The organism is Streptomyces sp. NPDC058469, assembly GCF_042721125.1.
Classification (GTDB): Bacteria; Actinomycetota; Actinomycetes; order Streptomycetales; family Streptomycetaceae; genus Streptomyces.
The window spans coordinates 1-24,054 of record NZ_JBHXME010000166.1; the positions used below are offsets into that span (position 1 = coordinate 1).

The 24,054-nt window shown below is 71.1% G+C and carries 20 protein-coding genes; 9 read left to right on the plus strand and 11 right to left on the minus strand.

The window, feature by feature from the left end:
- The 3 genes from ACFWP5_RS43075 to ACFWP5_RS43085 form a co-directional block, all read left to right on the plus strand.
- The coding region (locus ACFWP5_RS43075) for a DUF6286 domain-containing protein (RefSeq protein ID WP_384170041.1) at positions 1-953 on the plus strand (953 nt) is incomplete at its 5' end.
- A gap of 82 nt (positions 954-1,035) precedes the next feature.
- The gene (locus tag ACFWP5_RS43080; RefSeq protein WP_384170043.1) at positions 1,036-1,620 is read left to right on the plus strand and encodes a hypothetical protein; all 585 of its coding nucleotides are present in this window, start codon (positions 1,036-1,038) and stop codon (positions 1,618-1,620) included.
- On the plus strand, positions 1,610-2,521 hold the full coding sequence (locus tag ACFWP5_RS43085; protein ID WP_384170045.1) for a YihY/virulence factor BrkB family protein: 912 nt from the start codon (positions 1,610-1,612) through the stop codon (positions 2,519-2,521). Before ACFWP5_RS43080 ends, ACFWP5_RS43085 begins: the two co-directional genes overlap by 11 nt.
- On the opposite strand, the gene ACFWP5_RS43090 is transcribed toward ACFWP5_RS43085, so the two are convergent.
- From ACFWP5_RS43090 to ACFWP5_RS43105, 4 genes are all read right to left on the minus strand, one after another.
- The gene (locus ACFWP5_RS43090) at positions 2,488-3,201 is read right to left on the minus strand and encodes an alpha/beta hydrolase (protein WP_384170076.1); all 714 of its coding nucleotides are present in this window, start codon (positions 3,199-3,201) and stop codon (positions 2,488-2,490) included. The genes ACFWP5_RS43085 and ACFWP5_RS43090 overlap by 34 nt on opposite strands.
- 132 nt (positions 3,202-3,333) lie before the next feature.
- The gene (locus tag ACFWP5_RS43095) at positions 3,334-4,590 is read right to left on the minus strand and encodes a serine hydrolase domain-containing protein (RefSeq protein WP_384170047.1); all 1,257 of its coding nucleotides are present in this window, start codon (positions 4,588-4,590) and stop codon (positions 3,334-3,336) included.
- A gap of 470 nt (positions 4,591-5,060) precedes the next feature.
- Positions 5,061-5,222: a hypothetical protein gene (locus ACFWP5_RS43100; RefSeq protein ID WP_384170049.1), complete on the minus strand. Its 162-nt coding sequence runs from the start codon at positions 5,220-5,222 to the stop codon at positions 5,061-5,063.
- Between the two features lie 647 nt (positions 5,223-5,869).
- A complete protein-coding gene (locus tag ACFWP5_RS43105) occupies positions 5,870-8,938 on the minus strand; it encodes a tetratricopeptide repeat protein (protein ID WP_384170052.1) in 3,069 nt (1,022 codons plus the stop codon).
- A gap of 178 nt (positions 8,939-9,116) precedes the next feature.
- Here ACFWP5_RS43105 and ACFWP5_RS43110 point away from each other — a divergent pair, with 178 nt between their 5' ends.
- The gene (locus ACFWP5_RS43110) at positions 9,117-11,567 is read left to right on the plus strand and encodes a hypothetical protein (protein WP_384170054.1); all 2,451 of its coding nucleotides are present in this window, start codon (positions 9,117-9,119) and stop codon (positions 11,565-11,567) included.
- Between the two features lie 28 nt (positions 11,568-11,595).
- Here the strand turns inward: ACFWP5_RS43110 and ACFWP5_RS43115 are convergent, their stop codons facing one another.
- The 5 genes from ACFWP5_RS43115 to ACFWP5_RS43135 all read right to left on the minus strand — a co-directional run bounded on the left by ACFWP5_RS43115 (position 11,596) and on the right by ACFWP5_RS43135 (position 17,309).
- Entirely contained in the window at positions 11,596-12,246 is a 651-nt protein-coding gene (locus ACFWP5_RS43115) for a hypothetical protein (protein WP_384170056.1), read from the minus strand.
- A complete protein-coding gene (locus tag ACFWP5_RS43120; RefSeq protein ID WP_384170078.1) occupies positions 12,210-13,385 on the minus strand; it encodes a hypothetical protein in 1,176 nt (391 codons plus the stop codon). Before ACFWP5_RS43120 ends, ACFWP5_RS43115 begins: the two co-directional genes overlap by 37 nt.
- Before the next feature lie 397 nt (positions 13,386-13,782).
- A complete protein-coding gene (locus ACFWP5_RS43125; protein WP_384170058.1) occupies positions 13,783-16,314 on the minus strand; it encodes an FtsX-like permease family protein in 2,532 nt (843 codons plus the stop codon).
- Between the two features lie 3 nt (positions 16,315-16,317).
- Positions 16,318-17,061 carry an ABC transporter ATP-binding protein gene (locus tag ACFWP5_RS43130; RefSeq protein ID WP_384170060.1) on the minus strand — a complete coding sequence of 248 codons (744 nt, stop codon included), beginning with the start codon at positions 17,059-17,061 and terminating at the stop codon, positions 16,318-16,320.
- Positions 17,058-17,309, minus strand: coding sequence for a hypothetical protein (locus ACFWP5_RS43135; RefSeq protein ID WP_384170062.1), 252 nt, complete (start codon positions 17,307-17,309; stop codon positions 17,058-17,060). The genes ACFWP5_RS43130 and ACFWP5_RS43135 overlap by 4 nt, the downstream gene beginning before the upstream one ends.
- 201 nt (positions 17,310-17,510) lie before the next feature.
- Here ACFWP5_RS43135 and ACFWP5_RS43140 point away from each other — a divergent pair, with 201 nt between their 5' ends.
- The 3 genes from ACFWP5_RS43140 (at position 17,511) to ACFWP5_RS43150 (ending at position 20,892) form a co-directional block, all read left to right on the plus strand.
- The gene (locus ACFWP5_RS43140; protein ID WP_384170064.1) at positions 17,511-18,827 is read left to right on the plus strand and encodes a sensor histidine kinase; all 1,317 of its coding nucleotides are present in this window, start codon (positions 17,511-17,513) and stop codon (positions 18,825-18,827) included.
- A gap of 65 nt (positions 18,828-18,892) precedes the next feature.
- Positions 18,893-19,552 (plus strand): response regulator transcription factor, encoded by a 660-nt coding sequence (locus tag ACFWP5_RS43145; protein WP_384170066.1) that lies wholly within the window; start codon positions 18,893-18,895, stop codon positions 19,550-19,552.
- Between the two features lie 149 nt (positions 19,553-19,701).
- Positions 19,702-20,892, plus strand: coding sequence for a serine hydrolase domain-containing protein (locus ACFWP5_RS43150; protein ID WP_384170068.1), 1,191 nt, complete (start codon positions 19,702-19,704; stop codon positions 20,890-20,892).
- A gap of 37 nt (positions 20,893-20,929) precedes the next feature.
- On the opposite strand, the gene ACFWP5_RS43155 is transcribed toward ACFWP5_RS43150, so the two are convergent.
- Positions 20,930-21,103, minus strand: a complete 174-nt coding sequence (locus ACFWP5_RS43155) for a hypothetical protein (protein ID WP_384170081.1) — start codon at positions 21,101-21,103, stop codon at positions 20,930-20,932.
- Positions 21,104-21,355: 252 nt separating this feature from the next.
- Between ACFWP5_RS43155 and ACFWP5_RS43160 the strand changes: the two genes are divergently transcribed.
- On the plus strand, positions 21,356-22,018 hold the full coding sequence (locus ACFWP5_RS43160; RefSeq protein WP_384170070.1) for a response regulator transcription factor: 663 nt from the start codon (positions 21,356-21,358) through the stop codon (positions 22,016-22,018).
- Entirely contained in the window at positions 22,015-22,695 is a 681-nt protein-coding gene (locus tag ACFWP5_RS43165; RefSeq protein WP_384170072.1) for an ATP-binding protein, read from the plus strand. Before ACFWP5_RS43160 ends, ACFWP5_RS43165 begins: the two co-directional genes overlap by 4 nt.
- Positions 22,696-22,714: 19 nt before the next feature.
- Here ACFWP5_RS43165 and ACFWP5_RS43170 read toward each other — a convergent pair whose 3' ends face one another.
- Complete coding sequence (locus ACFWP5_RS43170) at positions 22,715-23,506, minus strand: hypothetical protein (RefSeq protein ID WP_384170074.1); 792 nt, start codon at positions 23,504-23,506, stop codon at positions 22,715-22,717.
- Between the last annotated feature and the right edge of the window lie 548 nt (positions 23,507-24,054).

The window sequence follows — 24,054 nt, forward strand, 5'->3', positions numbered from 1 at the left end:
CCACCGAGGCGCTGCCCGGCCGTATGCCCCGAGCGACGGCGACCGTACGGGGCAGGAGGGCGGAGGTGTCCCTCGGCGTGACGCTCCCCTATCCGTCCCCGCTCGCCGAGGGTGTGCGCGACGTCCAACGGCACGTGGCGGAACGCACCCGGGAACTGACCGGGCTGGAGGTCCCGACCGCGCGCGTCGACGTCACCTCACTCGCGGCGCCCAGGTACTCCTCCCCTCCGGTGTCTCCGGCCGGGGAGACCGACCTGCGAGAAACCAACAGACGCTGGTGGTCCCGGCGACGGACCCCCGTCGCCCTGCTGACCTCGGTGGCCGCCTTCGGCTGCGGTGCGCTCGCCCTCGACCTGGTCGAGGTGCACACCGCGCACCGGGCGGCGGCGGCCTGGCGCGTCTCGGCGGTGCACTGGCTGTCCGGGCACGGACCCGGAGACCCGGCCGTCGTGGTCGCGGGCGGGCTTACGGCTCTGCTCGGAGTCTGGATGGTCGTGCTCGCCCTCACTCCGGGTCTCCGTCGCCGGTCCACCGTCCGTACGGCGGCCGAGCGCGTCGACGCCGCCGTGGACCGCTCGGCGGTCGAGTCCCTGGTCCGCGGCGCGGTGGGGGACGTGGCCGGCGTCGGGGCGGTACGGGTTCGGGTACGCCGCCGACGGATCACCGTGCGGGCGTCACTCGCCTTCGGCGACCGGGCCCAGGCGTCCGCCGCGGTGACGGCGGCCGCCCGCGCCGCCGTCGCCTCCTGCCGGCTGCGCCGTGAGCCGCGTGTGCGGGTTGCTGTCACCCCGGAGCCGGTGTGGCAGCCGCCCGGACCGGCCTCGGTGCCGGAAACTGTCGTAGCCACCAAGGATGTTGGCCCGGAGCCGGTCGTCCGGCAGGCGCCAACCCCGCGGACGGAAGCGCCCTCGGTAACCGCAACCACCGCTGCCACCAAGGGAGTCGACGAGTGAGGGGCCCCAACCGCGCCGCGCCCTCGACCACATCACCCCCGTCACCCTGAACCGCCGTGACCACCAAGGAAGTTGACCAGTGATGCGCGCCACCCACACAGCCGTCAACCGAACCGCCCTCGGCGCCACCGGACTCGCACTCCTCCTCGCCGGTTCCTGGCTCGCCGCCACGGACCGGACCGTCGCGCACCAACTGCCGTCCTGGTGGCCCTCCCCCGGTACGGGTGCCGTTCTGCTGGAGCCGGGACGGCTGGCGCGGGTGCGGGGTGAGGGCTGGTGGACGCCGAGCGTGCTGGCCGGGTCGATCGGGCTGACCGTGGTGTTCGCGTTCTGGGCTCTCGGGCAGGTGCGTTCGAGGCCGGGGCGGCAGCTCTCGTTGCCCTCGCCCGGGTGCACGATGCGTCCGCGGGCGCTGGCCGAGGCGTTGGCGGCGCGGGCGACGGGCGTTCCCGGCGTGGCACGCGGGCACGCGCGGGTGCTGCCCCGGCGCGGTCGGCGGCTGGAGGTGGAGCTGCGGGTCTGGCTGGAGCCGGACACCTCCCCGGACGCCGTACTGCCCTCCCTGCGCGCGGTGACGGCGGAGGCCGACGCGGCGGCGGCCCCGTACACCGCGCACACCAGGCTCCGGCTGAGTGCCGCCTCGCACCGCGCGCCCCATGTCCGCTGAGTCGTACGTCGGCCGGATCCGCCGTATCGCCGGGTTCCGGCCGCCGGCCGCCTGGTGGCCGGCGCTGCGACGCACACCGGTGTCGTTGTGGAACGACGACATCTCGGACTACGCGGCGGCGCTCACGTACTACGCGATCCTCGCGGTGCTGCCGGCGATGCTGGCCACCGTCATCGCGTTCGGCATGATCAGCCCGGACACGGCCGAGGAGTTCGTCACCCACGTCACGGCGTACGCCCCCGCCGACTCCGGTACCGAACTGCACGCCGCCCTGACCCATGTGCTGCGCACCGACCGCACCGCGTGGCCCCTGCTGGTGGCCGGCGGGGTCAGCGCGCTGTGGTCGTCGACCAGTTATCTCGCCGTGTTCCGCCGCGCCCTGCACCGTATGCACGGCATCCAGGACCGGCGTTCGCCCTGGCGCAAGGCGCCCCGCATCGTGCTCACCGCGCTGGTGCTGCTCGGCCTGCTCCTCGTCGGCTCGCTCACGCTGCTGCTGACCGGCCCGCTCGCGGAGGCCGTCGGCCGGATGGCGGGCGTGGACGAGACCGCCGCGTGGGCGTGGGACCTGCTGCGCTGGCCGGTCCTGCTGTGCCTGGTCGCGCTCCTGGTCGTGGTCGTCTTCCACACCGGCCCGGCGGGGGCACGCCGACGCGGACACAGCCTGCCCGGCGGGGTACTGGCCGCCGCATTGTGGCTGACCGTCTCCGCGGGCTTCTCGACGTACGCCACGACGCTGGGCGCCTACAGCAGGTTGTACGGGTCGCTCTCGGGCAGTGTCGTCTTTCTCATCTGGCTGTGGCTGTCGAACCTTGCGCTGCTGAGCGGGGCGCAGTTCGCGGCGGAGCTTTCCAAGGGGAAGGCCGGTCAGAGCAGCACGGGGGAGGCACCGGGCTCGTAGCTCTCCTCGGGCAGCGGGTCGGGAGTGGCGGCCGGGTCGAGCAGATGGGCGACCAGAGCAGCCGCCGTGTGATGCCAGAGGCCGTGGCGGCGCAGCATCCCGTGATCACCGCCGGCGATGACCGCCATGCCGGCCCGCGTCGCCCCCTCGTCCCGTGCCCGGCGTACGCAGTCGGCCGTCTCGGTGGGTGAGGTGACGTGGTCCCGTTCGCCGTGCAGGGCGACGATGTGGCGGCCCGCCGTCTGCTGGACCGGTTCGGCCGGTGGCCACCAGGGGGCGAGGGCGACCACGCCGTGGACCTCTGGGTGACCGGCGGCGCGCAGGGCGGCCCGGCCGCCCATGGAGTGGCCGAGCAGCACGGTCGGCACGGGGCCGGTGAGTTCGGCGAGGGCGTCCAGCGCGCGCAGGGTGTCGCGGGCCGGGTCGGCACGGTCGCCGTTCCAGCCGCGGAGGCGGTAGCGGGCCTGGGCGACCAGGACGTCCTGGTGCGGGAGCGCGGCGATCACCGCGCGTACGACCGGGCCCATACGCAACGCGGCCAACTGCCAGGGCCGGGCGGGACGTTCGCTCGTCTCCTGGCCGCCGTGCAGCACCAGGACGACGGCCTTCGGGCGCGGCGGACGCCGTCGTAGCGTCAACGGAACGCGTTGTTCGGTTGGTTCGGTCTGTTCGGTCGCCACAGTCACCCGCTCATGCGAAACCCCGGGCCGTCGTCGACCCGGGGGTTCAGTGTCGTTCAGGACGGTGGCCGGAGCGGACGGAGGGGGTGGCTGGAGCGGACGGGCGGACGGGCGGTTGGGTGTGGGGCGTTCCTACCGCGTGGGGAGTGTCTGGCGTGTGGTGGCCGTGCCGTCGTAGACGTGGTCGGGGGTGGCGATCTGGGTGACCGCGCGGGCGACCAGTGTGGACGGCTCCTGGCCCCCGGTGGTGATGTCGGTGTTGAGCAGCACGACCAGCGTCGCTTTGAGGGCGGGGAGGTAGACCGTCACGGACTCGTAGCCCGGGATGGAACCGTTGTGCCCGATCCAGCCGCCGGTCTCGAAGATGCCGAGGCCGTAGCTGAGGCCGGGGAATCCGGTCGGCAGCGTCTTCAGGCGCTGCTTCTGGGTCTCGGGGCTGAGCAGCGCCCCGGTGGCGACGGTGCGGGCCCAGCTGCGTAGGTCGTGCATGTTCGAGATCATCGCGCCGGCCGACCAGCCCCAACTCGGGTTCCAGTCCGTGGAGTCGGCGACCGCACCGGTCAGCGTCTGGTTGGTGTAGCCGCGGGCGTGCGGCTCGGGGAACTCGCGGACGTTCGGCCCGTCGGGGAACAGCGTGTGGTCGAGGTGGGCCGGGCGCAGCACCCACCGGTCGATGACGTCGGCGATGTGGTGTCCGCTGACCTTCTCGATCACCAGGCCGAGGAGGACCAGGTTGCTGTTGTTGTACACGAACACCTTGCCCGGTGCGGAGGTGTTGTGGTGCTTGAAGCCGTACGCGAGCAGCTCCTGCGGGGTGAACGTGCGGCTCGGGTCGCTCAGCAGGTCGTGCACGAAGTCGGGGTCGGCGCTGTACGGGAACAGGCCGCTGCGCATCTCGGCCAGGTGGCGCAGGGTGATGTGGCGGCCGTTCGGTACGCCGTGGACGTAGCGGGAGATCGGGTCGTCGAGGCCGATCCGCCGCTCGTCGACGAGCTTGAGCAGCGCGGTGACCGTGAAGGTCTTGGTCTCGCTGCCGATCCGTGAGTAGAAGTCGGTGCTCATCGGCTGGCGCGTGGCCTTGTCGGCGACACCGGTCGCGCGGACGTAGCAGCCCTTGCCCGGCATCCACAGCCCGACGGCGACACCCGGGATACCGGCCTCCCGACGGACGCCCGCGATGGCCTTGTCGAGCCGAGCGGCCACGCCACGGCCGAGACCGTCGGACGAGCACTGGTCCTGGTCGTGCGGGTCGATGCCTTTGGGCTGGACCACGCCGGTGGCGGTGGCGGTACCGGCGGCGGTGGCGGAGGCCGCCGTCACCGGGGCGGCCAGTACGGACGCCACCAGCAGCGCGGCTGCGAAGAGGCGTCGGGAGGGGGTACGTCGCATGTCGGGGCGCTTCTTCCGGATCGGGGTTGGGGCTGCCACGGCACCATCCGGAAGCGGGTGGGGGGTCCTCCTGCGGTACGCATCCCCGCGAGTCCACTCGTTCGGACCGATGTTCGCCTAGTGCACCCGGCTGCCCCGACCGACTCGACGTGGCCGCCTACCAGGTCACGGACCGCCTGCAGTCCAGGACATCCGGCTCGGGACAGGCCGCAGGGCCGCGATTGATGAAGGACGTGGCGAAGACGACCCCCTCGTCCGCCCACATGGTCGTCGTACCCGCGATCTCGATGTCCTCGGCGGCCGGCCGCACCAGCCCGTCGGCGACGGACAGCAGACGCAGAACCCCTCGATCACAGGGGGCAACAGGCCTGGGGCCAGGCGCAGTTCGCCGAACCGCTCTCGTTGCCGGCACCTCTCCGTGCCACCCGCGATCATCGGGCTCGCCGGCCTGCGGGCCGCGGATGAGAGTGCTAACCCTGCCCCGGGACATTGAAGTTGAGCCCGGAGAAGTCCCGCCCCTGGACGACCGGGCCTCTCTGATCCCCTCCGCTGACGGTGTTGATCGCGTCCCCGTCTCCGGTACGCAGCAACTGCGCCTGCTGCTGCCACTGCATCAAGTGCGTTCGGAACAAGGAGTCTTGCTCGGCACGGCGACGCAGAGCCTCACTGAGCGCCCGTGCTCGCTCCGCATCGTGGGGAGCCGCGGACAAGGAGGTCAGTTCGGCTTCGCCGGTTGTCCGATCCGGCGATCCGGCAGATTCCCCTGCCGGGCTTCTCCGTACCAACCCGCGCAGCGCCGCCCAGAGTTGCTGCCCCAACTCACCGCCGGCCCCGGTCGCCACCGCCGTGAGGAAACTCGCCGAGATCGGATCCACTCCTGTACCCCCAGCCGAACGGATCGGAGCGTCATCGTCTCAGAACCACCCGCTCACCGGAGCGGTCGCCGTCGGCCATATCCGGGGCCGGTGTCTGGTACCGAGCGCGCGTCGGCGGTAGGCACCAGACACCGGATCCTTTATATTGTCGAGGTGACTGTAACCAGGTAATTAACGGTCACACATGCAATGCATGTAAACACAACCGCAGCCGCCACGCATTTCACGAACTTATTGAACATTCGCAACTTTCATTTAGCTTCGGGCAAGGTCTGATGCGCAGGCAAGACGGGTCTCCGGTCTGGGTTGCCGGACCCATCGCTCCGCACGGCAGAACGATACCGGCCATCCGGCTGAGGGGAAGCCCTTCGAGCGGCACAATTTGATCACCACGCCGGGACGCTCTAATTTGCCCCGCCGGTAACATCGCCCCGCAGGTCGGCCAGCGCCGCAGCAGCCCGGGCCTCTTCCGCCGGAGCTCCTATGCCCTTACTGAGGGCAAGGCTTTCCTCAAGCCGGGCCACGGCCTGGGAAAAACGACCCGCATCACGCTCGACCAAGGACAGATCGAAGAGTACGTCCACCTCATCGCCCACCGCGTGAATCGCACGTGTCACCTCAAGTGCGGCGACATGGTGCCGCAGAGCCTCATCCGTGCGTCCTGCCGCACGGTGCGCCCTGCCGATTCGCGTGAGAGCGATGGCCTCCGCCCGCCGGTCTCCGACGTCCCGCAGGATCGGCAGCACCATGCCATACACGGCAAGAGCCTCATCGGTTCTGCCGAGCTCATCCATGACGGAAGCCACATTCATTTGGAGGGTCGCTTTGTCTCTCGGATTTCCCATCCGATCCGCCACGACCATCGCCTGCCGATAAGCGATTTCGGCATCCTCCAGGTGCCCGGTTTTCTTACGCACTTCTGCCACATTGTTCAGCGCACTATATCTTCCCCGCTCATACCCTATGGCCGTAAAATCGACGAGGGCCGAAGTGAAGCATGCCAATGCGTCTTCATACTCGGCGAGGTGTACGTGAATGATGCCGAGCAGGTTTCTACAGCGCGCCATCCGGAGGCGATCTCCTGTTTGCATAAGAGAATTAAGAGACTCTTTCTGGAGTGATCGGGCCAGTGTGTACTGACCTGTCTGCCACAGAGAAATCGTGACTTGGTGAACGCATTCGCCCTCCAGTTCCCGGTCCCGCAGAGACCGCGCGATGTCACGCGCCTCCCGCCCGGCCGCGATCGCCTCGCCGTAACGGGAGCCGTGGGTGTACACCGCGCAGAGGTCGAGCAGCGCTCGCGCCCTGGCCACGCTGTCACCTGCGACGTTCCAGTGGGCTGCGGCGCGCCGCAGCAGCGGCTCGGCCTCGACGAGGTGCCCCTCCATGTCCAGGAATCCCGCCAACACATGGACGGAAATGGCGAGTTGGCGTTCCGTGCCGTGCTTTACAAGCCAGTCGAGAGTGTCCAGAAGATTGTCCGACTCGGCGATCAACCACTGTTCCGCCGACTGTGCGTCGACGATTTCCGGACACGTCGGAGTGGCTGAATCGCCGACGTCGAGATCCGTGCGCGAGCGGAAGGGATAGGCCAGCCGGTCCGTCCGATCCGCAGTCCGGATGTAGTGATCCACCAGACTTTGTCCGGCCTGTCGAACGTCGTCCTCGGCGTCATCGGCCTCAAGCAACGACCGCGCATAGTCGCGCAGCAGATCGTGCATGGTGAAACGGAGCGGAACAGGCTCGAACACAAGGTAGTGAGCAAGTAGTTCCTCAAGTACGCGTTCGGCCGTTTCCAAGGAGAATCCCGTGAGCGCGGCGATCGCCGGAGGCCTGAAATCCACCCCCACGTGGAGTCCGATACGGCGGAAGACTAGTTGCTGCTCGGCATTCAGCGCGTCGTACGAGACTGCGAAGACATGCGTCAATGTCCGGTCCGCGTCGCGCAGTTGGGCCAGATGTCCACCGAATCCGCCCAGCTGGCGCAACAGGTCGGACGTGGCCCACGAGGGACGGGCGAGCAACCGGCTCGCGGCGATCTCGATGGCCAACGGGAGATGCCCACAGATCCGGACAATCTCCGCCACGTCCGCCGGGTCGGTGTCGCGCCCTCTCCCCAGTCGCTGAGCGAAGAGCGCCCCCGCGTCCTCGGCCGGCAGCACGTCCAGGGAGACGGGCCGCACCCCGGGCAGTCCCGGCAGTCGACGGCGGCTGGTCACGATGACCGCTGTCGGGGAGGACCCCGGAAGCAGGGGGCGGATCTGGTCCGAGGAGGTCGCGTCGTCGAGGATCACCAGCATCCGGCGGTCATGCGTCACCGAGCGCCACAGTGCGACCAACTCGTCGAGCTCACGCGGTAGTTCCTTGCTGGCCATACCGACGAGCCGCAGCAGTTCGGTGAGTGCCCGGGTGGCGGTCGGCGGCGTCCGGTCGGCGGCATAGCCGCCCAAATGCAGAAAAATCCTACCGTCAGGGAACCGGTCCCGTAATCGATGCGCCAGATGGACAGCAAGGCTCGATTTGCCTACGCCTCCCATTCCGTGAATTGCCTCGACGGTGACTATGTCCGAGGATCCCTGTCCTTCGCAGAGCGCCGAAGTGAGCCGCCGCAGTTCATCGCGCCGTCCGGTCCACGGAACATCGCGGGGCAGATTGTCCGGCACCCGGCGCGTCGGCCTGGGGGACGCCTTCTCCCCGGCCCCGGTGCGCGGGAACAGCGCCTCCGCAGGCGTCCCCGCCAGGATTCCCTGGTGGACGCGGTGCAGCCCTCGGCCCGCGTCGAGACCGATGTCCCGGACGACCCGCTGCCGCGTCCGCTGGAGCAGTCGGGTCGCCTCTGCCGTCCGGTTGCTGCCGTACAGGGCGACGGCCAGTCGTTCGGCCAGGGCCTCGTCCACCGGATGTGCCTCGGCCAACGGCAGGAGCACGGGAACGGCGTCGGTGAACCTGCCTCCGCGGAGCAGGATCTCGGCTCTGGTCATCGCGGCCGCGAGACCGGTCTCCTCGACGGCGGCGCGCAGATGCTCGGCCCAGGACCCCGTGATCCCGGCCAGCGGCTCACCGTGCCAGAGACCGTCCGCCCGGTCCAGCAGGCGCAGAGCGCCTTCCTCGTCCCCGCCGTCCCCCAAGGAGCGGGCTCGCTCGACGCAGCTCGTGTAACAGCGCAGGTCCACCCGGTCCGGGTCGATCTCCAGGGAGTACGAGTTCGTGCGGCTGACGATCGCGGGCGCGTCGCCCCCTGCGATCCGCAGCGAACTCCGGATCCGCGAGATGTGGACGTGGAGCGCTTCCCTCGCTTTGCCGGGCGGATGCTCGTCCCAGATACGGTGGATCAGGGCGTCCACGCTCACCGTACGGGCCGCGTCCCACGCGAGGCAGGCGAGTGCCAACCGTGTTTTTGTCGATCCAAGATCATTACGGCGACCCGCTGCCCGAATCTCCACGGATCCCGAAAGCCTGATCTCGAAGTCCACCAGCGTCCTCCCCGCCGGTAGGGCCTGCGATTGCCGAGCATTCGAGAGTGCCATGGACCCCGCACAATCGACCACGAGCGGACACTGTGAGCCCAAAATTGACCGATAAACAGCCGCATTAGTTCACTTCTTGTGCGGAGTGGGGAGTGACTCCAGGAGGATCGAAAGGAGTTGCCACGTGCGTGCTTTCTCCTCCAACGGACTGGAAGCGTTGCTGTCGGCCATCGCCGGCTGCGGCACCGACCCGGAATCCCCCTCATGGCGCGATCTGGCCCGGGTGGTGGACACAGCGGCCCGTGCGGACCCCGCGGTGACGCGGCTCTGGCCCCCGCCCACAACGAGCGAGCAGCCTGTCAGGGCAACGGTCCGGCGGCAACTGGCCCTGGAATTACACGCGTTGGCCTCGCACGACACGGCGACGCGGGACGCGCTGGCCGAGTGGCTGCACCGCCATCCTGGCCCCGCCCGCACACCGCCCGGCCCCGCACCCGCGGGGACCGCCAACGTCATCAGCGGCGATTCGGTAGTCCACGGCCCCAGCGTGCAGGCCCGGGACATCTCCGGAGGCATCCACTTCCACTCGGCCTCGCCGGCGCCCCCGTCGCGCCTGCCCGTGCCCCGTCAACTGCCGCCGGTGACCGCGCGGTTCATCGGCCGGGAGGCGGACCGACGGGCCCTGGACGTCCTGCGTGCCGGACGTCCGGCGCACTGGGCGCACGTCCTGGTGGTCAGCGGGCTCGCGGGCGTCGGGAAGACCACCCTGGCCACCCACTGGCTGTACGAGCACGCCGACAGCTTTCCCGACGGCCAGCTCTACGCCGACCTGGGCGGACAGACCACCGGCGGGGAACAGGGTCCCGCCTCCCCGGCCGTCGTCCTGGAAGCGTTCCTGGTCGCGCTCGGCGCCTCCTCGGTACCGGCCGGGATCGCCCAACGGAGCGCGCTGTGGCGTTCGATGACCTCGGGGCTGCGGCTGGCCGTCCTCCTGGACAGCGCGTTCACGGCCGCTCAGGTGCGCCCGCTCCTGCTCGGCACGCCGACCGGTCTGACCGTGGTGACCAGCAGAAGCAACCTGACCGGACTGCGCGTCGACGGCGCGTCCGTCCACCGGCTGGAGGGGCTCCCCACCGAGTCGGCCGTCGAGCTTCTCGCCGTCGGCGCCGGGACGCGCGTGGCGCGGGAGCCGGCCGCCGCGCGTGAGGTGGTCAGACTGTGCGGACGGCTGCCGCTGACGGTGGCACTGGCCTCGGCCCAACTCGCCCTGCGCCCCCACCACTCCGTGTCCGCCCTGGCCGACAGCCTGGCCCGCGGCCAGGGTGCCGTCGACACGCTGCGCGTCGACGGGGAGGCCGTGATGCGTACGGCGCTCGACCTGTCGTACGAGATCCTGCCGGACGAGGGCCGTGCGCTGTACCGACGGATGGGGCTGCTGCCCGCGGATCGTCACGACCTCTCGTTGCTGACCGTCCTCGCGGTAGACGGGGAGGGGCCGCATGACACCGGGCCCGCCGCCGACATCGCCGTGCACGCTCTCGTGGAGGCGAATCTCCTGGAGGAGACGGGACCGACCACCTATCGATTCCACGACCTGGTCCAGCCACACGCCCGTCGGCTCGGCGAGGAGCTGGAGGATCCGGGCCGGCACGAGCGCACGCTGCGCTGTTTCGTCGACTGGTGCCTGGCCACCGCGGCTTCGGCGGAGAGCCTCCTCACCCCCAGTCACCGGCTGCCGGGGCACGACCTCCCGGCGGCGACCGTGCCTCCGGCCCCGTTGGACGGTCCGGAGGAGGCGCTCGCCTGGCTGGACACGTACCGCAACGGCCTGATGGGCGCCGTACGACACTCGGCCCGGGTCGGCTGGTACTCCTCCTGCTGGCGCCTGACGGACCGCATATGGACGCTTTTCCTGCGATTACGTCCGTCCGATATGTGGATCGAGGCGCACCGCCTGGGTCTCGACGCGGCGCGCCGAAGCGGATCGAGGCAGGGGGAGGGGCGCATGCTCACCTCCGGTGCGATCGGCCTGCGCAACGCCGGCCGGTATCCGGAGGCGGCCGACTGGTACCGGCAGGCGCTGGAGATGGCCACAGCCGACGGCGACGTACGCCAACAGGCGCAGGCCCTGAGCGGATTGGGACACGTCGGTCTCCTGACCCACCGGCTCGACGACGCACGCGAACACTTCGAGCACGCCCTGCGGCTGAGGGAGTCGATCGGCTACCGGCGCGGTGCCGCCCTCTCCCGACGGCGCCTCGGCGAAACCGCTCTGGCCGGCGACGACCTGGCCACGGCCGCCGAGCAGTTGCGCCGGGCCGGCACCGAACTGGACTCACTGGGAGAGACGTACGAGGCGACCCGCGTCCTCGCTCTTCTCGGCCATGTCCTGGACCGCGGCGGGGACGGTACCGGCGGCGTCCGGCTGTTGCGGGAGTCCCTCACGCGCTTCCGCGCGGGTGACGCCCGGTCCGAGCACTGGGAGGCACGCTGCCTGGAATGGCTGGGCCAGGCCGCCGAGTCACGTGGCGATCATGCGGAATCGATACGGCACTACCAGGCCTCCCGGGATCTCTTCCGTCGTCTGAGCCCCGACGACGCACAGCGTCTGGACGACCGGCTGCGGCGGCCGTGACCGCCGCCGCGGCCGGTCGTCCCTCCGGTCAACGACGCGGCATCGCTACGACGGAACGCAGCGCGCGCGGCGATCCTCCGGACACCGCCCAGGCGTGGACGACCGAGACGACCACGTGCGGTGGGAGCGGAACGTCGGACCCACCCCGCTCGGGTCGTACGAACGACACGGCACCGGTCCGGTCCCGTACCCCGACGACACACCTCGTCGTCGTATCGAGCACGGCGGCCGCAAGGCATCCAGGATGGCCCGCCAGCAACCCGCGCACCCGCCGGTGAGCCGACGCGAGCGGCAACGGCACGCGGCTCACGAGCACATCGGCGTGTTCCATGAGCTCGGTCCGCCCCGGACTGTCCGCATCCACCCACAGGTGCACATCGCAGGGAAGCGGGCCGACCGCGTGCGGGCAGAGAGGCGGATACGGATACGCGTGCCGCTCCGCCGACGAGGGCAGCGGGTCGGACCGTACGAGAGCCGAACCGTGTGCCGCGTCCGAACGCCAGACGACGAAGTCCGAACGCCAGTCGACGAAGGACGCCCGGTCGTCCGAGCCGTCACCACGCAGTACCTCACCGGGTGGTGCCGCACGGAAGTACACCGTGGCCCAGGCGGCATCCGGTTCCGGGGTCGCGGGCCGGCCGCTCACAGTGCCGCCCCGCATCCAGTGGAGATCTGCCACCGCGTCAGGGACGGAGGCAGCGGGAGCGGCGCGACGAACGGCGCACGGGCGGGTTCGCCCAGCCCGAGCATCCGGTAGACGACCGAACGCATCCGCCGGTGGAACTGGCCCGGCGCCGACGACAGCGAGGCGGCAACATGGTCGTACTGTCCGGGACGGTGCAGCTGTGCCGCGTACTCCAGTTGCTCCGCCAGCGGGTACACCGGAGAGAGCACGGGCGCGACGGCGGACAGCAGAGCCGCCGGGGAACTGGCCGACACCTCGCGTCGGGATCCGGCCGTCAGCAGCATCGCCGCGTCCGTGAGCGTGCCGTACGCGGTCAGCGATCCGTGGTCGCCGATGATCACGTCGGCGGCGATCAGCACCGCCTGCCAGTCGGCTTCCGGCGGGACGACCGCGATCCCCCGGCTCTGGCAGCTGGACAGCCACCCGTGCACCTGCCGGGTGCCGTGCCCCGCGAACACATTGGGGTGGACCAGCATCGCGACGCGGTAGCCGTCGCCCGGCAGTCGGCCCAGCAGTTGCGGCAGCAGAGCGTCGAGCCGCCCGAACGTCGAAGCCGGTCCCCAGGTGGACGTGACGGCCACAAGCCGCTGTCCGTCCTCGATTCCCAGCGCACGGCGGTGGGAATCGCGCCTGGGCCTGCCGGCCATGATCCGGTCGACGCACGGGTCGCCCACCACGTGAGCCACCGGAAGCGCCTCCGGGCAGGACAGGGCGAGTTCCTCCAGCTCCCGGTCATGGGCGTAGACGATCGCCGACGGGACCAGCCGACCTTCGTGCAGCAGGTGCTGGCGGCTCAGCATCCCGGGTGACCTCCGCTCTCCCGGCGCCAACGTGCTGACGTCGGTGAGCAGTTTGATCTGTCCTGCCCCGTGCGAGATGCGTACGACCGGAGCCCGCAGTTCGTGCACTCCGCGCGAGCCCGCCGCGAGCGCGAGGTCGAACTCGGCCCGCAGGGCCTCATCCCAGGGCACCGCCGTGATGCCCAGGCTCTGCAGGAACTCGGCCACTCCATTGCCGAAGGCATGGGGTGCGATCGTGAAGACCAGTTGAATGCGCAGGTCGGTCTCCAGCAACTCGAAGACCTCGCGCAGGCGTTGGGCGAAGGTCACTGTGTGCACGACCACCAGGACCATTTTGCAGTCCCGGACCGTCAGCCAGTGTCCCTGCTCGATCAGTGCTGGTTTCGTCGTTCTGACAGACACGCGATTCCCCCGTCGCTCGTCGTTTCGTTCAGACGACAGGGGGGTTCCCGGTACGCACAGCGCTTTCCTTGCAGGCCTCTTGCAACACCCTTGCCCCGTCGCCGACCAGCACAGGGCTTCGGATGCCGATGCCGTAACGCCTCTCTCTATGAGAGAGATCAGGCAACTTCGCTCACTGGGAACACCGGTTCCCGGCAGGGGCGCGTCGCCACCTCGCGACCATCTGGACCAAGCCGCGCACGCGCAACCGGGTCGAGGTCGCGGCTGCCCATCCGGCCGCGACGCCCACCACCTCGGCGCCCGGCCGGAGTTCCGCCTCCGCACCCGCTCACTGAGCGCGGATCGCGTCGGCAGGCGGGGTCCGCAGCGCTTGCCGGGTGGGGAGTTCGATGGTGAGGAAGGCCGTCACCGTGACCGTGAGCGCCAGGCCCGGCAGGAGCCAGACCGGGCCCGCCGGCCAGGGGTGGCCGAGGAAGCCCTGGCCCAGGAGGGCGAGGGGGATCGCGGAGAGCAGGAGTGCCGTGGTGAGCGCGGTGGCGGCGGTCACCGCGGCCTCGCGGCGCATCATCGCGCGGATCTGGCGGGGGGTCGTGCCGTTGAGCCGGAGGGCACCCAGCTCCACCCTGCGCTGAGCCGTGGCCGCGACCAGCTTGTTGGCGATGCTGAGCAGCAGGTAGACGAGCAGGACGACGATGGTGGCGAGGTTGATCCACACCTCGGGCGGCGCGTCCTTCAGGCCGCCGGTGGAAGGGGAGTTGGCGGGTCCGAGGGTCAGGCCGGGGCCCGCGGCGGCGAGGTTCGTGAGGTTCTGCCGGGCCTTCGCCGTGCCGTCGGTACGGATCAGGAGGGACTGGTCGAGTGCCGTCGTGGTGTGTCCGGCGGCCAGGTCGTGGGACAGCACCACCGTGCCGAAGCCGAGGCCCCGGCCGTACACGGCGACGACCTTGGCGTCGACGCGGGTGCCGTCGCCGAGGACCAGGTTCACCGTGTGCCCCACCGTCGCGGAACGGGTGCGGGCGACATCGCTGCTGACGGCGACGGTCGCGCCGGTGAGCCGGCTCAGACTGCCGTCCCGTACGTCGAGGTCGAGGACGCCCGCCGCGTCCGGCGTGAGGATCGTCGCGGAACCCGACTCGGCCGCCGGGTCACCGAACTGCTTGTACTGCCACACCACGGTGGTCGTCCCGACGGGAGCTGCGGCCCGTACGCCCTGCGTCTTCCGTACGGCGGCGAGCGTGCCGTCGGGCAGCCCGCCCAACCCCGGTGCGCTCAGGCGGAGTTGGGCGAGGGTGCCGGTACTGGTGTCCTGGGCGGTGGCGGCCAGCACGGTGGTCTGGGTGAAGGTGTACGTCAGGACGAACACGACCGCCATGGCCAGGGTGGAGACGATCCCCGCGTTGCGCAGGGCGTAGGCGCGCAGGTTGGCCATCGCCAGCCAGGTCGGGGCCGAGCCTCCGTACCGTGTCGCCCGCGCCGCCGCGCCGCCGATGCCCCGCACGAGCGCCGGTCCCGCCATGGCCAGGCCGATCGCCCCGATGATGCCGGCGAGGGAGGTGGCCGTGGCGCCGATGACCGTGCGGGAGAACAGCGGCAGGGCCGACATGACGGTCGCCACGACAATGACGACCACGCCGATACGAGTCCGGGCCCGCGACGGATTGCGCGGCTCGCTGCGCGACTCGGCGACCGCCTCGGTGGCCGGCATCCGCGAGGTGCGCCAGGCCGAGCAGCGGGCCGACACCTGGACGGCGAGAATCATCAGCACGATCGCCGCGAGCGCGGGCAACGGGCTGAAGGTCTGGGGCAGTTCGGCCGGAATGACCCCACGGTCCGCGAGCAGCCCGCGGAACTGTCCGGCCAGCAGATACCCGAGCCCCACCCCGGGCGCCACGGCCACGGCCGCGACGACGGTGGACTGCGCGGCGGCCAGCCGCCGGATCTGCTTCGGGGTCGCCCCGACGGCCCGCATCAACGCCAGGTCCCGCCGCTGCCCACCGATCGCCACGGCCAGCGCGCTCGCCATCACGAACCCGGTGATCAGCAGGATGATCCCGGACAGCGAACCGGCGAGCAGCACGAGCAGCGAACGGGAGGCTCCGGCGCCGGGTGCGGCGGTGTCGCCCCGCTCGGCTCCGGTGACGGTCTGCAGTCCGGTGCCCTTCAGCTTCGTACGGACTTCGGCGGCGACTCGCTCCTCGGCACCGGGCGCGGTACGGAGGCCCACCAGATCGACACGGCCGGACAGACCGGACAGACCTACGGCTGTCTTGTCGGCGAAGTAGACACCGGCGCCCGGCGTGTTGACGACCGCCGATACGCGATAGGCGCTCGCGGGGCGGGAGTTTACGACGACCTGGACGCGGTCGCCCGGCTTGATACCGGCCGCGGCGGCGGTGGCGCTGTCCACGGCGACCTCGCCGGAACCGGTCGGCGCGCTGCCCTCGACGCGCGCACTCGCCAGCAGCTTCGTCGAGGACCAACCGTGCCCCGACACCTGAGGATCTTCGGACGACGCCGGTACGACCCGACCGTGCGCGTCGACGAGCGCGGCCGGGAAGCCGATGTCGCCGACCGCCGCGGTGACGCCCGGCAACTCACCGAGTTCCCCGACCAGTTGGGCCGGGATCCTACGGCGTTCCGGCAGCGCGAGCGCGAGGTCGCCGGGCGGGTGGAACTCCTGGTCGGCCGCGACCACGACGGACGCTCCGGCGAGGCGGCCGGCGGGCAGGTGGGAGCGGAGGCCGGACTCGGCCAGGACGCCGGTGGCGGTGATCAGCGCCGCACCGCCGAAGACCGCGCAGGCCACGGCGATCAGCGCGGTGACGCGGTGCCCGACCATCTGTATCGCGAGACGGAACATGGCTCAGGCCCTTCCCAACTCGACGAGGCGGCTTGCCAGTTCGGCGGCGGTCGGTGCCTTGAGGGCGTCGACCACGCGGCCGTCGGCCATCACCAGCACGTGGTGCGCGCGGGCGGCGGCGGCCGGGTCGTGGGTGACCATGACGACCGTCTGGCGCAGGTCGTTCACGAGGTCGCGGAGGAGGTCCAGGACTTCGTGGGCGCTGCGCAGGTCGAGCGCACCGGTCGGTTCGTCGGCGAACACGACGGCCGGGCGGGCCACCAACGCCCGTACGACGGCCGCCCGTTGCTGCTGCCCGCCGGAGAGCTCGGCGGGGCGGTGGGACAGCCGGTCGGCCAGGCCGACCCGCTCCACCAGCGTGCGCAGCCAGTCGCGGTCCGCGGTGCGGCCCGCCAGCCGGAGCGGCAGCGTGATGTTGTCCTCGATGGAGAGGGACGGGATCAGGTTGTACGCCTGGAACACGAACCCGACGCGTTCGCGGCGCAGTTGGGTGCGCTTGGTCTCGTTCAGCCCGGCGATCTCGTGACCGTCGATACGGACACTGCCCGACGTCGGGGAGTCGAGCCCGGCGGCACAGTGCATCAGTGTGCTCTTACCGGAGCCCGAGGGTCCCATCACGGCGAGGAAGGTGCCGCGTTCCACGGTCAACGACACGTCGTCCAGGGCGCGTACGCCTCCGGGGTAGGCCTTGCTGACGCCCTCCAGGGCGATGGCGGCCGTGGTGGTGACGGTGGCTGTGGTGTTCATCGCCGGCCCCGCAGGCTGCGTACGACGAGGGTGCCCGCACACAGGACGGTGACCGCGCCGCACACCAGGTGCACCCAGGTGTCGGCGCCGCCGAAGGAGACCGCCATGTTGGCGAGCGCGCTGGCCACCACCACGATCCAGAGCAGGGTGCGGGCGATGTCCCCGGGGGTGAGCCGGTCGGGATCGGTGGTCGTCGGGTGCGTGGTCGTCGGGTGGGTCGTCGTCGGGTGGGTCGTCGGCTGCGGCATGGGGGTTTCTCCCGAGGTCAGGTGGGTCTGGTGCCGTTCCTGCTGTCGTCACCGACGCTATGGATCAGCACCCCTGCGGGCCGATCCCGCAGCCCGCCCGGTTCGGGGTACAGCAGGCTGTACTCCCCTCTTCCCGCGCTCCCCTCTTCCCGCGCTCTTCCTCCGTCCACGAAGAACTGACGTACGGATAGGGTCGTTCGCATGACAGCGAGCACGCGGGAGACGGCGGGAGGTGCGATGGCGGTCCAACGCGAGAGCTTCAAGGACATCGCGCTACGGACCCTGAGCGCCGCGGGCCGGGCGATCGCCCAGCTCGCCTCCGGGCTCAACACAGCTGTGCTCGCGGTGGTGTTGCTGCTGTGGCTGGTGCTCACCGCCGTGACGAGCGTCGTCGGGGTGGGGCTGCTCATGGCGCCCGCGTCGCTGCGCGCCCTGCACGCCCTGGCCGGCCGCGAACGCGACCGGCTCGCCCGCTGGGGACCCGAGGTCGTCGCCCCGCAGCCCCCGCCCAACCGGCTGCGGCCCGCCCTCGTCGACCCCGCCACTCACCGCGAACTGCGCTGGCTGCTACGGCACTCCACCCTGGGACTGCTGCTCGGGCTGCTCGGCGTCCTGCTGCCGATCACCGCCGTACGGGACAGCGCGTTCCCCCTGTACTGGACGTTCATGCCGGAGAACACGACGGCCACGTCGCTGGGCATCGGCAACGCGCACACCTGGCCGGACGCCCTCGCCGTGGCGCTGCTGGGCGTGGGCTGGATCGCGATCATCCTGGGGCTGACGCCCGGCATGGCCCGGCTGCAGTCGGGGCCGGGGCGGCGGCTCCTCGCGGCCGGTCCCGACGTGGATCTCTCCCTGCGCGTCGCGGAGTTGACCGCCACCCGTGCCGCCGCCCTCGACGCGCACGCCACCGAACTGCGGCGCATCGAGCGGTCGTTGCACGACGGCGCGCAGAACAGGCTCGTCTCCGTGGCCGTGTTGCTCGGGGCCGCCCGCCGCATGGTGGCCCGTGACCCGGACGGCGCCGACGAACTCCTCGAACGCGCCCAGTCCGCCGCCGAACAGGCGCTGGCCGAACTGCGCACGGTCGCGCGCGGCATCCTGCCGCCGGTGCTGGCCGACCGGGGTCTGGCGGGCGCGCTCTCCGGTCTCGCCGCGGACTGCGCGGTGCCGTGCCGGATCGACGTGGACGTACCCGAACGCTGCGCGGCCTCCGTCGAGGCGACCGCCTACTTCGTCGTGGCCGAGGCCCTGACCAACATCGCCAAACACAGCGGCGCCGCGCACGCCACGATCACGGCACGCGGCAGCGGCGGCCGCATCCTGCTGCGCGTCGAGGACGACGGCCGGGGCGGAGCTGGGGGCCCTTCCCAGGCTTTCGGCTCTGGGGGAGCCGAGGGCGGCTCCGGCCTCACCGGTATCCGCCGCCGTATCGCCGCACACGACGGCGGCCTCACCCTGACCAGCCCGCCCGGCGGCCCGACCGTCCTGGCCGTGGATCTCCCCTGCGGTACGTGAGTTGGGGATCGTGACGAGCAAAGAGAGCCTGCGATGCGGAACTTGAGCTGTGGAGCGTGACGGACATGCGGATCGTGATCGCCGAGGACGACGCACTGTTGCGCGAGGGGCTCGCCCTGCTGCTGCGCGCCGAGGGGCTGGACGTGGTGGCCACCGCCGGCACCGCCGACGAGGCGCTGGACGCCATCGACGTGCACAAGCCGGACGTCGCCATCCTCGACGTACGGATGCCGCCGACCCACACCGACGAGGGGATCGTCGCCGCGGTCGAGGCCCGGCGCCGGCGGCCCGACCTGGCGGTGCTCGTGCTGTCGGCGTACGTCGAGCAGAGCTTCGCCACCGAGCTGCTCGGCGGCGGGGTGAGCGGTCTCGGCTATCTGCTCAAGGAACGGGTGGGCCGGGTCGAGGAGTTCCTCGACGCGCTGCACCGCGTGGCGGCCGGCGGCACCGCCATCGACCCGGAGGTCGTCGCCCAGCTCTTCACCCGCTCCCGCCAGGACACCCGCCTGGAGCGGCTCAGCCCCCGCGAACGGGACGTACTCGCCCTGATGGCCGAGGGGTTGGGCAACTCCGCCATCGCCGAGAAGCTCGTCGTCACCGACGGCGCCGTCCACAAACACATCCGCAGCATCTTCGCCAAGCTCGACCTGTCCCCGACGGACCAGGTGGACCGCCGGGTAGCGGCCGTCCTGCGCTACCTGGAGGATCTACGACGGCTGGCCTGACGCCCCCCTCGGACGGCGGGCCTTGGTACAGCAGGCTGTACGCCGGACCGGCCCGCGGGCTGGATCGATCACCCCGTGCCGTCTCCCTAGGTTGGTGAACACACCGCGAGTCCGGTGTGCCGGACCACCAACTCCCAGGGAGACAGCCCATGTTGACGACACGTCACCTCACAGCCGTGGCAGCACTGGCCGCACTCGGCCTCGGCCTGGCGACGCCCGCCGCGAGCGCGAAGAGCAGCACGAGTACGACGAACGCCACGGAGTCCCGGCAGCGCACCACCCTCCAGCAGAGCGTGGACGCGATCCAGAAGACGGGGACCGTCGCTGTCGTAGCCCAGTCGACGGGCCCGGACGGACGGCGTTACGCCACCACCGGGATGTCCGACACCGCCACGGAGCGGGCGGCCCGCGCCACCGACCGGTTCCGGATCGGCAGCAGCACCAAGACGTTCGTCTCCACGGTGATGCTCCAACTGGTGGGCGAGGGACACGTCTCGCTGGACGACACCGTCGAACACTGGCTGCCCGGCGTGGTGGACGGGAACGGCAACGACGGAAACGCCATCACCGTACGGCAGTTGCTGAACCACACCAGCGGACTGTTCAACTACACCGCCGACTTCCCCGCGATCGCCACGGAGGACAATTTCCAGGCCGACCGGTACACCACCTGGACCCCGCGGCAGCTGGTGGGCATCGCGATGCGGCACGCCCCGGACTTCGCGCCCGGCACCCAGTGGGAGTACTCGAACACGAACTACATCCTCGCCGGAATGATCATCCAGAAGGCCACCGGTCACACCTGGCAGCAGGAGGTGACCCGGCGCGTCATCCGTCCGCTGGGCCTGCGCGACACCTCCGCCCCCGACGCCTCCGCCCGTATCCCCGGCCAACACCTGCACGGCTACTCCGACTTCGGCGGAACCGGCCCGGTCATCGACGTCACCGCCGTCAACCCCACATCCGCCGGGTCGGCCGGCGCCATGATCAGCACGACCGGCGACCTGACCCGCTTCTTCTCGGCGCTCCTGGGCGGCAAGCTCCTGCACCCGGCCCAACTGGCGGAGATGAAGACGACGGTACGAGCCGCGTCCCTGGACCCCGTCTGGCCCGGCGCCCGCTACGGCCTGGGCCTGATGGAGATCCCGCTGACCTGCGGCGGCGTCTACTACAGCCACGCCGGCGACGTGTTCGGCTACACCACCCGGGACGGGGTCAGCGCCGACGGCCGCCACACCGTCGTCCTGGAGGCGACGGGCGACGGCGCGTCCGACCTGTCCACGGAGGTGGCCCAGAACGCCCTGATCGACACCGAACTCTGCACCACCGCAGGCAAATAGCGGACGCGGAACGAAATAGCGAAAGCGGCGGACAGGTTCAGCCGGCGGCCTCGACGAACCCGGGCCGCCGCATGCCGTCCGGACCCTGGTGTGCGGCCCTCCCCGGCGAGGTCCTCTCGGCGAGGAGGCGCAACGCCGTCTCCGACGCCGTACCGGAGTCGGCGGTGGCCAGGGCGAACAGGACGGCGGAGAGCCAGTAGCCGAGGTTCATGCGCTCGGAGACCAGGTCGCCGGCCGCCGTGCCGGTACACGGTGACTTCGGGGACCTTGTTCCAGCGCAGGCCGTGGGAGGGCCGGGCCGGGTCACCGCTCCGGGAGGTTTCGGGGGTCTCGGAGATCTCGTACCTCATGGGGCCCGACGGTGCCTGCGGGTGCCTGAACGCATGCTGACCGCCGCGTGACGGCACCCTCGTCTACAGTTCAGTAGACCGTCTACAGGATTGTAGTCACCGCAGGGAGGACCATGCGCCCGACCATCCTGGTCGTCGAGGACGATCACGCCCTGCGGGACGTGCTGATGCGCGGGCTGCGCGACGAGGACTTCGACACCGTGCCCGCGCCGGACGGGGCCACCGCCCTGCGGCTGGCCGGCGCCGGCATCTCCGCCGCCGTGCTCGACATCGGGCTGCCCGACGCCGACGGGCGGGACGTGTGCCAGGCGATGCGGGCGAACGGATTCCGCTCGCCGGTCGTCTTCCTGACCGCCCAGCACCGGCTGCACGACCGGCTGTCCGGGTTCTCGGCGGGCGGTGACGACTACCTGACCAAGCCGTTCCACCTGGTCGAACTCGCGGCCCGGCTGCGGGCGGCGCTGCAGCGGACCGCGCCGCCGGCCGCCGCCCCGGAGGGAGACCTGGTCCTGGACGCCGTCCGGCACGCGGTCGGCGTCCGGGACACCCGGGTCGGTCTGACACCGACCGAGTTCCGGCTGCTGGCCGCGCTCATGGCGGCCTCCGGCGGGATCGTGGGCCGCCGCGAGCTGGTCCGGGCGGGCTGGCCCGAGGGCGCCCGGGTCCACGACAACACCCTCGACCAGTATCTGACCCGGCTGCGCCGAAAGCTCCGGGAGGCGGGCAGCGACCGTACGATCGGCACGGCCCGCGGTATCGGCCACCACCTGTCATGAACGGCGTCCGCCGCGACCGTCTCCGGCGTCAACCCGGGTGCTACGGCGGCCGGTTCGGAGGTCTCCGCCGCCTCGCGCCCCGCACCCTCCGCGGTCGCCTTTCGCTCGTCGCCCTCACCACGGCCGCGCTGCTGATGCTGGTCCTCACGGTCGCGTTCAACGCGGTGGCCGATCACCGCCTCCAGCACCCGGCGGACGACGAGCTGCGCACCCGGGCCGCCGCCGTGGCCACGACCGTCGACACCAGCGGCGGCACCGTACGTGTCCTGGAGACCTCCCACGACGACCTCCTCGACGCCAACGTGTGGATCTACGCCGGCCCGCGTCTGACGGCCGGAGTCCCGCCCGCCCACCTCGAACGCATCGTCAGCCCGCTCCTCACCAACGCGTGCCGCTACGCCCGCTCCACCGTCACCGTCCGCGTGTACCGCGCACCGGGCGACGCACCCGACGGCGTACGCCTCGACGTCGTCGACGACAGACCCGGCGTACCGCCCCCGTTCGCCGGACAGCTCTTCGAGCCCGGCCGGCGGGCGGATCCCGGCGACGGACACGGCGGCGCGGGCCTGGGGCTGCCGCTGGCCCGCCGACTGGCCCGGTCGGCGGGCGGCGAGGTGACGTACGACCCCGGGCACGCGCCCGGAGCACGGTTCGTGGTCGCCCTGCCGTCGGGGTGACGGCGGCATCGAGGAGTCGTCACGCCACGGCGTCCGGCCGGATGTCCTTGCGCGAGACGGCCAGGTAGCCGACGAAGCCGAGGATGGCCACCGTCCAGGACGCCGTGACCGGCCCCAGACCCAGCGCCAGCCCGCCCCGGGCATGACCGAGGGCCATCCAGTCGGCGACGGAGGCACCGAGCGGGCGGGTGATGACGTACGCGGACCAGAAGGCGAGGACCGCGTTCATCCGGCCCGCGCGGTGGGCGAGGGCGGGTACGGCGATCGCGGCGGCGTACAGCACGGCGGAGCCGAGGTAGCCGAGTCCGATCGTGGCGGTGAGGTCGCCCGCGGCGGTGCCGAGCGCGAACGTGGCCAGTACGGCGGACCAGTAGAAGATCTCGCGGCGGCGGGTGGTGATGCTGTGGATCGACAGGGTGCGCTCGCTCGCGTACCAGAGCGCGAAGACGGCGGCCAGCGCGATCATGAAGAACGGAGTGGAGAGGGCGTACGGCACCCCGAGCCCGACGTGCAGCACGTCGGCGGCCATCGTGCCGAAGACGCTGACCATGACGATCGCCGTCCAGTAGATCCAGGCGACGTAACGGCGGGCGGCGAACTGGACCGCCAGAGCCGCCACGAGGGCGATCCCGCCGAGGCCGACAGCGGGGATCGGGCCGAACACATGGGCCAGGAAATCGGAGGCCGTCTCGCCCATGCCGGTGGTCAGCACCTTGATGATCCAGAAGTAGACGGTCACCTCCGGCACCTTGCTCGCCGCGTGCCGGATGTGGCGCGGAGGCCGCTTGTGGGTGAGGTGATCTGTCGTCATGGCGGCACCCTGACACGGTGCCCGACGGTTGCCCCAGCCCTTTTTGCCAGAGCTTTTGCGCTTACGGTGCATGAGTTGTCCAAGGCCCGTACGGACCTGAAAGCAACCTGAACGGGACCGCCGATGCGCTGGTCAGCGGCGTGCGCGGGGTGCTATCGGCGCTCGCCGCCCACCCTTGCCATCCAAGTTAGGCAAGCCTTGCTATTGCTCTTCCCGCCACTCAGGGCCCGACCGTCCCCCGGTCCGCCCGCGGCGAGCGCTTCACCGACGCAGTCTGGCCGTCCTCCCTCAGCGCCTCAAGGGCCTGGAAGGTACCCCCAGCCAGAGCCGCTCACAGGACGGGCACGTGAATCACCCCACCTTCGGGCTGTACGACCCTGCCCGCGACCACAGCGACTGCGGCGTCGGCTTCCTCACCCGTCTCGACGGGCTGCCGAGCCACGCGTCGCGGTGATCACGCAGTCCGGGATGGCCGGGGAGGACGTGCACGGGGCGTGGGAGGATCTGGCGGCTTCGCTGCCTGATGCTCAGTCGACCGGACGGGCGGG